This window comes from Chondromyces apiculatus DSM 436 (assembly GCF_000601485.1).
GTDB classification, from domain to species: Bacteria; Myxococcota_A; Polyangia; order Polyangiales; family Polyangiaceae; genus Chondromyces; species Chondromyces apiculatus.
In genome coordinates this window covers 22,919-35,242 of the sequence record NZ_ASRX01000090.1, presented here as the reverse complement: position 1 = coordinate 35,242, position 12,324 = coordinate 22,919, and the positions used below count along the sequence as shown (strand labels likewise).

The following is a 12,324-nucleotide window of genomic DNA, read 5'->3' as shown; positions in this document are numbered from 1 at the left end:
GGAAGCGGACAATGTCCCCGGCCGTATGGTTGAGTCTCCACGAGGGGACGTGGCGCGTCGTTACAGGTCGAGCTGGATGCCCAGCTCCACGACCTGCTCGGGCGGGAGGTGGAAGTAGGCGGTGGCGGAGCTGGCGTTCCGCATCATGAAGCTGAAGAGGCCCTCGGTGAAGCGGCCCATCTTGCCCTTCTCGGTGGCGAGGAAGGTCTCGCGGCCGAGGTAATAGGTCATGTCCTTCAGGTCGATCTCCTCGGGGAGGACGTCCGTCATCCGGGCGTAGCGGAGGAGCGCGGGGACGTTGGTGTCCTCCATGAAGCCGGAGCGGAGGACGATCCGGTAGAAGCCGCCTTCGAGCTTCTTGATCTCGACCCGCTTTTCGAGAGGAACGCGGGGGTAGCGCTCGGTGCTCACGGTGAGCAGCACGACGTGCTCGTGGAGCGATTTGTTGTGGTGCACGTGGTGGGTGAGCACGGGCGGGGCGTCCACGGGGTTCGAGGTGAGGAAGACCGCGGTGCCGCGGACGCGGACGGGCCCCCCGGGCGCGCGGACCCGCTGGAGGAAGGCGCCGAGGGGGGTGAGGAGCTGCTGGAAGCTCTCGGCGAGGTACGCGCGCCCGCGCTTCCAGGTGGCCATCATCATGAAGATGCCGCTGGCGACGAGGAGGGGGACGTAGCCGCCGTCCCAGAGCTTGAGGAGGTTCGCGGCGAAGAAGGGCAGGTCGAGGGCGAGGAAGAAGACCAGCAGGGGCAAGGCCTTGCCGATGGGCCAGCCCCAGGTCTGCCGCGCGACCACGTAGAACATGATGGAGGTGATCGCCATGGTGCCGGTCACCGCGATGCCATACGCGGCGGCCAGGCGTGACGATTGCTGGAACGCAACCACGAGCACGATGCAGCCCACGGCGAGCATCCAGTTGATCTCGGGGATGTAGATCTGCCCCTCGGTGTCGTGGGAGGTGTGCTTGACGTGGAAGCGGGGCAGGTAGCCGAGCTGCACGGCCTGCCGGGTGAGGGAGTAGGCGCCGGAGATGAGCGCCTGGGAGGCGATGGCGGTGGCCGCCGTGGCGATCGCGACGAGCGCGTAGGTGGCGGCGCCCTGGGGCACGAGGGAGAAGAAGGGCGCGGCCGCGGCGTCGGGGTGGAGCAGGAGGTTCGCGCCCTGGCCGAAGTAGTTGAGGACGAGCCCCGGCAGCGCGACGCAGTACCAGGCGAGCTTGATGGGGAGGCGGCCGAAGTGGCCCATGTCGGCGTAGAGCGCCTCGCCGCCGGTGATGGCGAGAACGACGGAGCCGAGGATGGCGAAGCCGTCGCCGCCGTTCGCCTGGAAGAAGTGCACGGCGTGCGCAGGGTTGAGCGCCTGGAGCACGGCAGGGTGTCGGGCGAGGTGCACGGCGCCGAGGACGCCGAGCACCGCGAACCACACCACCATGATCGGGCCGAACACCTTGCCGATGCCCTCGGTGCCGTGCTTCTGGAGCGCGAACAGGCCGAGCAAGATGCCGCAGGTCAAGGGGATGACCACGTGCTTGAGCGCCGGAGCGGCGACCTCCAGGCCCTCGACGGCGCTGAGCATGGAGATGGCCGGGGTGATCACGCCGTCGCCGTAGAGCAGGGCGGCGCCGAAGAGGACGACGGCGGGAATGACGCCGAGGCGCGGCGAGTGGAGGGGGCGCAGCCGCGACGGGGCGAGGGCGAGGAGGGCGAGGATGCCGCCTTCTCCCTCGTTGTCGGCGCGCATGATGAAGGTCAGGTACTTGAGGGTGACCACGCTGATCAGAGACCAGAAGATCAGCGAGAGGATGCCGAGCACGTTGGCGGAGGTGGCCGCGACGCCGTGGGGCGGGTTGACGCACTCCTTGAGGGCGTAGAGGGGGCTCGTGCCGATGTCGCCGAAGACCACCCCGAGGGCGGCCAGCGAGAGGATGCCGAGGCTGCCATGGTGCGCATGGCCGGGACCTGCGTGGCCCTTCAGGCCAGGGGCGCCCGTGGGCGGCGGTGTGCTCGGAGAGACGACGGATTCCGGGGAGACGGGTGGGTCTGCTTCGGGAGGAGCCTCGGCGGGCGCGGCGGCGGCCGTGAGCGCGGGCTCGGCGGGCTCGTGCGAGGGTGTCGGGGGTGTTGAAGCGACCGCGGGCTCGGACTCACGCGATGGCCCGGGCTCACGCGATGGCCCGGGCTCAGGTGATGGCCCGGGCTCGCTCGATGGCCCGGGCTCGCTCGATGGTCCGGGCGCGTCGTCTGCGGCGCCGGTGCTGGTCTCTGCCTCGGGCTGCGTGCTCTTTTCCGTCATCGGTCGAGCTCCTGAAAGGGAAGGCGCGCAGGCTACACCTCGGGGCACGGGCGCGTCAGGGGGGCGCGTCGTGCGGCGTGTCAGGCGACATGTCAGGCGCAGAACGGGGCACTGCGCTGGGTGGACGCGCGGGCACGGGGGTACACTCCCGCGCTGCAACCGGAGGATGCCGCCTTGACCCTGGACCTCAACATCGACCTCGGTGAGCTGCCCGATGAGCCGGAGGAGCTGTACGCGCTGGCGTCGGTGGTCAACGTCGCCTGCGGCGGGCATGCGGGCGATCGTGGCTCGATGGAGCGGGCCATGTCGCTCGCCGCGGCATCGGGGGCGCGCGTGGCGGCGCACCCGTCGTATCCGGACCGAGAGGGCTTCGGTCGGGTGAGCCAGGCGCTGCCGGCGGGGGTGCTGCGCGAGGTGGTGAACGTGCAGTGCGCGGCGCTGCAGGCACTGGCCGAGGCGCGCGGGGAGCGCGTGCGCTGCCTCAAGCTGCACGGCGCGCTCTACGGGGACGCGGCGCGCGACGTGGCGCTGGCGCGCGCAGTGCTCGACGGGGCGATCGACGGGCTCGGGGGAGCGCTGGAGACGGTGGTGGGCCCGCCGTGGGGGGTGCTCGCGGACGAGGCGCGCGCGCGGGGGCTCGGGTACGCGCGCGAGGGGTTCGCGGACCGGGGCTACGACGCGGAGGGGAAGCTGCTCCCACGGGGGACGCCGGGGGCGCTGCTTGTAGACGCCGGGGATGCCGCGGCGCAGGCGGTGCGGCTCGCGGAGGCGGGGGGCGTGGAGACGCTGTGCGTGCACGGGGACACGCCAGGCGCGGTGGCCATCGCGCGGCAGGTGCGGGAGGCGCTCGTGGCGCGGGGGTGGATGGAGGCGCGGCGGTGAGGCGCGGGCGCGGGCGCGAGTGCGGGCGCGAGTGCGGGCGCGGGTGCGTCAGCGAGGCGCGAGCATGAGCGGCGCGCGCTGGAGGGCTTACGGGGAGGGCGGGATCTACGTGGACCTCGGCCTGGAGGAGGCGCGCGATCGGGCGGCGCGCACCCACGCGGCGGCAGCGGTGCTGCGCGAGACGCTGCGCGAGACGCCGGGCAAGCACGCGGCGGAGGTGGTGGTGGGCGCGGGGGTGCTCGTGGTGGTGGGGCTGGAGGCGGAGGTCGGGGAGGACGACAGCGTCGCGAGGGCAGTCGCGGCAGCGGTGCAGGCGGCGTGGGCGACGCCGGCGATGCCGATGCCGATGGTGCAGGCCGCCCAGGCACCTCGCGAGAGCGGCACGCGGCTCCACACGCTCCAGGTGGTGTACGACGGGCCCGATCTGGCCGAGGTCGCGGCGGCGGCAGGCATGTCGGAGGAAGAGGTGATCGCCCGGCACACGGGGGCCGAGGTGGTGGTGGAGCTGCTCGGGTTCCTGCCTGGCTTCGCGTATTGCAGCGGGGTGGATCCGCGGCTCGTGCTGCCACGGCGAAGCTCGCCCAGGAAGGCGGTGCCCGCAGGCAGCGTGGCGGTGGCCGGGGGGTTCACCGGGATCTATCCGCGCACCTCGCCAGGTGGATGGTGGCTCCTCGGGCGCGCGGTGGGCGTGACGCTGTTCGACGCGGACAGGGAGCCGCCCACGCTGCTCGCGCCAGGCGATCGGATGCGCTTCGTGCGGGTGGCCAGCGCGCCGGTGACAGCGCTGGGGGCGCGGCAGGAGGGGCTCACGGGGCAGACGGATGGGGTGACGGAGACGCCCGCGGTCGAGGCGCAGGCGGGCGAGATGCAGGCGCAGGACGGCCGGGCGCAGAGGCCCGCAGCGCTCGGGGCGATCATCCTCTTGTCGGCGCCGCCGGGTGCGACCGTGCAGGATGGAGGTCGGCCGGGACAGCTCGCGCGGGGGCTGCCACCTTCAGGGCCACTCGACGCGGAGACCCACGGGGCAGCGAACGCCGCGGTCGGGAATGCGAGGGATGCGGCGGCCATCGAGATCCCGCTGGGGTCCATGGAGATGCAGGCAATCGGCGAGGTCGTGGTCTCGGTGGATGGTGCGCCAGCGGTGCGCCTCGCCGATGGGGAGCGGCTGCAGGTCCCGGCTGGTCCCGCCGCAGTGCGCTACCTGGCGGTGCGTGGCGGGGTGGACGTGGCCGTGCAGCTCGGAGCGCGGGCGACACTCGCTGCAGCAGGGCTCGGGGGGCTCGGGGGACGGCCGCTGCGCCGGGGGGATCGCTTGCCGGTGGGAGGGGCGGAAGAGGGCGCAGGCGAGGGGAACGCACGCGCGCAGGAGGAGGCGCAGGAGGGTACACAGGAGAGCGCGCCGGCGCGTGGGGCAGAGGACGGGGGGAGCGTACGGCGCAGCGACGACGCCGGAGCGGTGCTCGTGGTGACGCCCGGACCCCACGTCGATCGCTTTCCGGAGGGGGCGCTCGACGCGCTGTGCGCGGGCGTGTTCCGGGTCTCGCGGCTCGGAGACCGGGTGGGCGTGCGCCTGGAGGGGACGCGCGTGCCGCGGGTGGGACCAGACCTCGCGCTACCGTCGCCGATGATCCGGGGTGCCATGCAAGTCACGACGGATGGAACGCCGATCGTGCTGGGACCCGATCACCCGGTCACCGGCGGATACCCCGTGCTCGCGGTGCTGGGGCGCACTGAACAGGCGCGGTTCGCCCGGATGCGCCCGGGAAACGAGGTGCGCTTTGCCCTGAAAGTGAGCGTCAGCATGGCGGTTCTCCTGGCCTGACCGGCGGGAATTCTCCACGTTTGGGGGGAGATCCAGGAATGACGGTGCGACCTCCATCCACTACGATGAGGGGACACCGCGCGACAGGGGGTTCATGGTGAGCACGCAGATCATGGTCGGGTCGAGCGCGTCCCAGGATCCAGCCCTGGCTGCCTCCGAGGCGGCGCAGCACGCGCTAGCCCAGGCCACGGAGCCGGTGTTCGCGATGGTGCTGTCGACGGCCTGTTACGAACCCGAGGCGCTCGCAGCGGCCGTGTCGGGCGCGCTGGGAGACCTGCCCTGGGCGGGGCTCTCCACGGCAGGGGTATTCGTGGGGAAGGAACTCCTGACGCAAGGGGTGGTGATCGGGGTGATCTGCGGGCCGGAGGTGCGGGTCGGCATCGGGGTCTCGGGCAAGGTGGGCGAGGATGGCCGCGCGGCCGGCAACGCAGCGGCGTCGCAGGCGGTGGCGGGAATGTCGGAGACGGTGCCCGAGGGGTGGCACCGGGCGTTCATCGTGCTCTGCGACGTGCTCACCGGGAACGGAGCCGACGTGGTGCGGGGCGCGGTGCAGGTGGGGGGCACGGGCGTGGCCTGGGCAGGCGGGGGGGCCGGGGACGACCTGCAGTTCGCGCGGACTGCGCAGTACGCCCACGGCAAGGCGCACGCGGGCAGCGCGGTGGTGATCGCCCTCGACACGCGGGCGCCCATGGCGGTCGGGGTGCGGCACGGCTTCCGGCCCTACGGGCCGCCGACGATGGTGACCTGCTCGGTGGGCTCGGCGCTGGCCGAGCTGGAGTTCGAGCCGGCGTTCGCGGTGTACCAGCGTGCCGTGGCGGGGCGGGGCGACCGGGTGACCGCGGAGCAGTTCACGAGCTACGCGATGACGCACCCGCTCGGCATCCCCCAGGCCAGCGGGGAGCACGTCATCCGCGATCCGCTCCGCGTCGACGCGGAGGGCACGCTCCACTGCGTGGGCGAGGTGCCGGACGGGTGCCTGGTGCGGGTCATGGAGGGGGATCGCGCAGGCCTGGTGGGGGCCGCGCAGGAGGCGGCGCGCGCCGCGAAGCAGGCGGTGGGAGGCGCCATCGGGGGCGCCATCGTGTTCGACTGCGTCTCCAGGTCGCTCGTGCTCGGGGAGGGGGTTCAGGAGGAGATCGAGACGTTCGGCGCGGAGATCGAGGCGCCGGTGATGGGCTGCTTCACCTTCGGCGAGGTGGGCTCGCTGGGGCGCGGGGTGCCGCAGTTCCACAACAAGACGGCGGTGGTGCTCGCGCTCGGGGCGTGACCGTCTCCATGGCTGACGACCGCGATATCCAGGATCGCATCGCGCTGCTCAGCGTGCTGCACGAGCTGACCGTGGCGGCGCTCGACCTCTTCGATCCACGGCGGCCGGTGACCGGCTTCCTGGAGAGGACAGCGGAGCGGCTGGGGTGCCCGGCAGCGCTCCTCCTCGACGAGTCGGCGCCCGCGCCCCGGCTGCTCGGGGCGGTGGGGCTGTCGGCGTTCTCGTGCAGCATGACGCTCACCCCGGGCGCGCCGCTGCCCTTCCCCGAGCTGTCGCGCCCCGGCCTCGTGAGCTGGCGCCTCGCGCTGTCGGACACGCACGCCCACGCGGGGCACGGCGAGCCTGCCCAGGGCGGGGTGAACGGGCAAACCAGCGGAGAGATCGACCCGGACTACGATCCCCCGAGCCGCCCGACGCCGCTGGTGACGCTCCTGCTCTTCTTCGACGGCGAGCCGCAGTTCGGGCCGCAGTACCGGGGCATGATGCGTCGGCTGGTGTCGATCCTCCACACGGCGCTCGTGCACCGGCGCCTCTACGCGCATACGCTCCGCAACGAGCGGGAGCGCACGCTGCGCCTGGAGCAGGAGCGGCAGGCACGCGCCGAGGCGGAGGACGAGCAGCGCCGGGCGGCGTTCCTGGCGGAGGCGAGCCGGCGGCTCTCCACCTCGCTCAACTACGAGGCGACCCTGACCCGCGTGGCCCGGCTGCCGGTGCCCTTCATGGCGTCGTTCTGCATGGTCGACGTGCTGGAAGGCAAGGACACGCTCCGGCGGGCGGTGGTGGTGCACGCGGATCCGGCGCGCTCGCAGGTGGCGCGGCGGCTGGAGCGGACAGCGACGGTGGAAGCGGTGACGCTCGGGCCGATCACGGAGGTGCTCCGCACGTCGGAGCCCCTGCGCTGGGACCTGGCGGAGCTCGATGCCTCCGCCACGAGCGAGGAGACCAACATCCTCGCCCAGCTCGACGTGACGCGCCTGGTGTCGGTGCCGCTGGTGAGCCGCGGGACGACGCTGGGGGTGATGACGTTCGGCTGCGTCGAGGACAACCTCTGCTACGCGCTCGACGACGTGTCCCTCGTCGAAGAACTCGGGCGGAGGGCTGCGCTGGCGATCGACAACGCCCGCCTCTACGACAGCGCGCAGCGCGCGATCCGGGCCCGCGAGGACATGGTCGCCGTCGTCTCCCACGACCTCAAGAACCCGCTCGCGACCATGTTCATCAACCTGCAAGTGCTGTCGCGGAAGCTCCCGCCAGACGACCAGGCGTCGAGCCTGCGGGCGCCCATCGAGCGCATCCAGCGCGCCGCCGAGCGGATGGAGCGCCTGATCCGCGATCTGCTCGACCTGGCGCGGCTCGACGCGGGCCACCTGCTCATCGAGCCGGTGATGAAGAACCCGGGGTCGCTGCTCTCGGACGCGCTCGACATGGTGCGCGAATCGGCCGCCCAGAAATCGGTCCACCTGGAGGCTTCCGCCGCCGACACCCTGCCGCTCGTGCGCTGCGATCACGAGCGCGTCCTGCAGGTGCTCTCGAACCTCGCCGGCAACGCCGTGAAGTTCACGCCCCCCGGGGGACAGGTGGAGATGAGCGCCGCGCAAGAGGGCGGAGAAGTGGTCTTCGCCGTGCGCGACACGGGGCCAGGGATCCCCGACGAGCAGCGCAGCTCCCTGTTCAACCGTTACTGGCAGGCGAAGGAGACGGCGCACCAGGGCACAGGGCTCGGGCTGTCGATCGCCAAGGGGCTCGTCGAGCTGCAGGGCGGGCGCATCTGGGTGGAGAGCGCGCCGGGGTCGGGCAGCACCTTCTTCTTCACCTTGCCCTCCGTACCCAGCACGACCAGCGTCAACGACACGAGCAACAAGAACGAAGCGAACGTCGACGGTGGCGCAAGCAGCGCAAGCAGCGCAAGCAGCGCAGGCGACGTGGGCCATGCGGCCTCGCAGATGGCCGCGTCCGGGGATGCATCGACCGGCGAAGTATCGTCCGACGTCACATCGTCCCCCGGGTGACGCGCGCCCCTCGACCCGGGAACATCGTCGGTGTACCGATGGTCGTCTCATGCCCGGAGACGATGGCAGCCATCGCGCGCTGATGACCGAGGCCCTGCAGGCGCTCCAGGTGAAGCGCCTGGTGCTCGCCCTGCACGACCCGAGCTTCCCCTCCGATCCTCAGGAGGAGATCGGCCGCGGCTCGCCGTACACCGCAGGAGGCCAGCGCTTCCTCAAGTTCGCCGCGTCGCTCGGCTTCAACGCCATCCAGCTCGGCCCGCAAGGCGAGCTGTCGTCGGACAACCCCTCGCCGTACGACGGCGCGCTGTTCGCGAGGAGCACGCTGTCCATCGCGCTCGCGCCGCTCACCGAGCCGGGGCGCTGGGGCCAGCTCCTCTCGCCAGAGGCGCTCGCCGAGGCGGTCGCCGCGCGCGAGGGAGGCGACCCGGGAGCGCCGCGCGCAGGAGGCGCTGAGGCCGGGGGAAGCGCCGCTTCCGCAGGAAGCGCGAGGGGATCGGTGCCCCCGGCGACGCCGCGGGGAAGACGCCCGGAGCGCGCGCGCCACGGTGTGGCCTGGGCCGCGCAGCAGCGCGCGCTCCGGAGCGCCTGGGCCACGTTCAAGGCGGCCCGGGCAGCGGCCTCACCCCACCCGACCATCGCCGCACTCGCCGCACGGCTCACCGCATTCCGGCGGCACCAGGCCGGGTGGCTCACCCGCGACGCCCTTTACGACCCGCTCTGCGCGCGGCACGGCAACGGCCATTTCCTGCACTGGCCGGAGAGCATCGATCGGCGCCTGTTCGCGCCCGACCGCGGTGAGGAGGTGGCGTGCCTCGCGCGGGTGCGCGAGCTGTCCGCGGAGCACGCGGAGTGGGTCGAGGAGCACGCCTTCCGGCAGCTCATCGCCCACGAGCAGCACGCCGCGCTCCGCGAGGTCACGGGCGCCCTGGGCCTGCGCCTGTACGGGGACCTGCAGATCGGCATGCCGCCACGCGACCACTGGGCCTACAACGCGCTCCTCATGCGCGCCTACCGGATGGGCGCGCCGCCGAGCCGCACCAACCCGCTCGGGCAGCCCTGGGGCTACCCGGTGCTCGACCCGGACCAGCTCCGCGGCGCAGCCGGGGGCTTCTTCCGGGCGCGCATCGAGAAGGCGCTGGAGGCATACGACGGGCTGCGCGTCGACCACCCCCACGGCCTCGTCGACCCCTGGGTGTACCTCGACGAGGCGCCGGACCCCGGCGAGGCCGTGCGCGCGGGCGCCAGGCTCTTCTCATCACCGCGGCTGCCGGATCACCCCGCGCTCTCCCGCTTCGCGCTCGCCGCGCCCTTCCAGCTCGACCGGAGCCTGCCCCGCCACGCCGACGCCTGGGTGACCTCGCTCTCGCCGACCCAGGTCGATCAGTACGCGCTCCTCGTCGACAGCCTCGTCTCGGCTGCGCGCGCCCGCGGTCGCGAGAAGGCCGACCTCGCCTTCGAGGTGCTCAGCACCCTGCCCCTCCCCGTGCGCGCCTCGCTGGAGCGCCACGGCCTCGGCCGCTTCCGCGTCACCCAGAAGGCCAACCTGCGCGACCCGCTGGACGTCTACCGCAGCGAGCACGCCGTCGCCGCCGACTGGATGATGGTCAGCACCCACGACACGCCCTCGCTCTGGCAGGTGCTCGACAGGTGGCGCACGGAGGGCGCCCTGGAGGCGCAGGCCGCCTACCTGGCGGAGCGCCTCGCTCCCCAGGAGGACCAGGTGGCCTCGCTCGCGCGCGCCTTCTCCCGCGACCCCATGCTGCTCGCCCGCGCCAAGTTCGCGGACCTGTTCGCGAGTGGCGCCGCGCACGTGTCCATCTTCTTCGCGGACCTGTTCGGGATGAAGGAGCCGTACAACCAGCCCGGCACGGTGAGCGACGCCAACTGGTCGCTCCGCGTCCCGCCGGACTACCAGCGCCACTACACGCTCCACGCCTCCCGAGGCGCGGCGCTCGACCTTCCCCGAGTCCTGGCGATGGCGCTGCGCGCGCGCGGCGGCGCGATGCGCGAGGACCGCGCGGCGCTCGCCGACAAGCTCATGGCCCTGCCGGCGGCGCCTCCCGCCGGGGTTTGAGCAGGATCGCCCCGAGCGGAGGCAAGGTCAGGCTCAGCGAGAAGTCACGCCCCTGCCAGGGCACGGGCGCCGCTTGCACCGCGCCCAGGTTGCCGTGCCCGCTGCCCCCGAAGGTCTCCGCGTCGGTGTTGATCAGCTCCTCCCACGCCCCGGCGCCGGGTACGCCGATCCGGTAGTTGTGCAAGGGCACCGGCGTGAAGTTCAGCGCGACCACGATCCAGTCCTCCTCGCGCGTCCCACGCCGCTCGTAGACGAGGACGCTGTGGTCGGCGTCGTTCGCGTCAATCCACTGGAAGCCCTTGGGGTCGACGTCGAGCGCGTGCAGCGCCGGCTCCTCCCGGTAAGCGCGGTTCAGCTCCCCGACGAGGAGCTGGATCTTCTGGTGCGCCGCCTCGTGGAGCAGGTGCCAGTCGAGGCTCGTATCGTGATTCCACTCCTTCCACTGCGCGAACTCGCCGCCCATGAACAGGAGCTTCTTGCCGGGCTGCGTCCACATGTACGTGTAGAGCAGCCTCAGGTTCGCGAACTTCTGCCAGTGGTCGCCGTTCATCTTGTTGATGAGCGAGCCCTTGCCGTACACGACCTCGTCGTGGGACAGCGCCATCACGAAGTTCTCGGTGAAGGCGTACATCCCCCGGAACGTGAGCGACCGGTGGTGGAACTTCCGGAAGATGGGATCCAGAGCCAGGTACTTCAGCGTGTCGTGCATCCAGCCGAGGTCCCACTTGAAGCCGAACCCGAGCCCGCCCAGGTAGACCGGGCGCGAGACCAGCGGCCACGCGGTGGACTCCTCGGCGATGGTCTCCACCCCTGGCACCTGCTTGTAGATGCTCTCGTTGACCTGCCGGAGCAGCGCCACGGCGTCGAGGTTCTCCCGGCCTCCGTGCTCGTTCGGCACCCACTCGCCGTGCTTGCGGCCGTAATCGAGGTACAGCATCGAGGCCACGCCATCGACGCGCAGCCCGTCGGCGTGGAACTCCTCCACCCAGAACAGGGCGCTGGAGAGCAGGAAGCTCCGCACCTCGTGCCGGCCATAGTTGAAGATGTAGGTGTTCCACTCGGGGTGGTACCCCTGGAGCGGGCTCGCGTGCTCGTAGAGGTGCGTCCCGTCGAACGAGGCGAGGCCGTGCGCGTCGTGCGGGAAGTGTCCCGGCACCCAGTCGAGGATCACCCCGATGCCCCGCTGGTGCAGGGTGTCGATGAGGAACTTCAGATCGGCCGGCTCGCCGTAACGCGAGGTCGCCGCGAAGTACCCCGTGGTCTGGTAGCCCCATGACCCGTAGAACGGGTGCTCGGTGAGCGGCAACAGCTCCACGTGGGTGAAGCCGAGCTTCGCCACATAGTCGGCGAGCTTCGGGGCGATCTCCCGGTAGCTGAGCATGCGGTTCCCCTCGTCGGGGACGCGCATCCACGAGCCGAGGTGCACCTCGTAGATGGACATCGGCGCGTTCCGCAGACCGCTCTTGGAGCGCCCCTTCATGTGCGCGCCGTCGCCCCAGCGGTAGGCGATATCCGCCACCACCGATGCCGTGTCGGGCGCAGGCGCCTGACGGAACGCGAACGGGTCTGCCTTGTCGATGGTGGAGCCTCCCATGTGGGAAGCGATCTGCAGCTTGTAATGCTGCCCGACGCGCGCTCCCGGCACGAACACCTCCCAGATGCCCATGCCGCCGCGCCGCTCCATCACATGCTGGCCAGGGTGCCAGTCGTTGAACTCGCCGATCACCGAGACGCGCTCGGCATTGGGCGCCCAGGCGGCGAAGAACACCCCCTCTTTGGCCCCGCGGCGCGCCGGGTGAGCCCCGAGCTTCTCGTGGAGGCGGGTGTGCCTCCCCTCGTGGAAGAGGTGGAGATCCATCTCGCCCATCCGGAAATGCTCCATCTCGTGCAGCTCCTCTGGCTCCACCGTGGCGGAGGCCTCGGTCGCTGCGAGAGCCTCACCCGCCGCAGGCACTGCGAGCACGGGAGCCGTCTCGACCAC

At 71.9% G+C, this 12,324-nt stretch carries 7 protein-coding genes; 5 read left to right on the top strand and 2 right to left on the bottom strand.

Features of this window, described 5'->3' with window-relative positions; genetic code table 11:
* Positions 1-60: 60 nt before the first annotated feature.
* Entirely contained in the window at positions 61-2,289 is a 2,229-nt protein-coding gene (locus CAP_RS37950; protein WP_081865693.1) for a potassium transporter Kup, read from the bottom strand.
* Between the two features lie 174 nt (positions 2,290-2,463).
* On the opposite strand from CAP_RS37950, the gene CAP_RS37945 reads away from it, so the two are divergent.
* The 5 genes from CAP_RS37945 (at position 2,464) to CAP_RS37925 (ending at position 10,343) form a co-directional block, all read left to right on the top strand.
* Positions 2,464-3,171, top strand: coding sequence for a 5-oxoprolinase subunit PxpA (locus CAP_RS37945; RefSeq protein WP_044250047.1), 708 nt, complete (start codon positions 2,464-2,466; stop codon positions 3,169-3,171).
* A 64-nt stretch (positions 3,172-3,235) separates the two neighbouring features.
* Positions 3,236-4,993, top strand: a complete 1,758-nt coding sequence (locus CAP_RS46490; protein WP_156041503.1) for a 5-oxoprolinase subunit B/C family protein — start codon at positions 3,236-3,238, stop codon at positions 4,991-4,993.
* Positions 4,994-5,087: 94 nt separating this feature from the next.
* Positions 5,088-6,260: an FIST signal transduction protein gene (locus CAP_RS37935; RefSeq protein WP_044250045.1), complete on the top strand. Its 1,173-nt coding sequence runs from the start codon at positions 5,088-5,090 to the stop codon at positions 6,258-6,260.
* Between the two features lie 8 nt (positions 6,261-6,268).
* Positions 6,269-8,269 (top strand): GAF domain-containing sensor histidine kinase, encoded by a 2,001-nt coding sequence (locus tag CAP_RS37930; RefSeq protein WP_081865695.1) that lies wholly within the window; start codon positions 6,269-6,271, stop codon positions 8,267-8,269.
* A 49-nt stretch (positions 8,270-8,318) separates the two neighbouring features.
* A complete protein-coding gene (locus CAP_RS37925) occupies positions 8,319-10,343 on the top strand; it encodes a 4-alpha-glucanotransferase (protein WP_044250043.1) in 2,025 nt (674 codons plus the stop codon).
* Here the strand turns inward: CAP_RS37925 and glgB are convergent.
* The gene (gene glgB, locus CAP_RS37920; RefSeq protein WP_052376700.1) at positions 10,306-12,225 is read right to left on the bottom strand and encodes a 1,4-alpha-glucan branching protein GlgB; all 1,920 of its coding nucleotides are present in this window, start codon (positions 12,223-12,225) and stop codon (positions 10,306-10,308) included. The genes CAP_RS37925 and glgB overlap by 38 nt on opposite strands.
* Between the last annotated feature and the right edge of the window lie 99 nt (positions 12,226-12,324).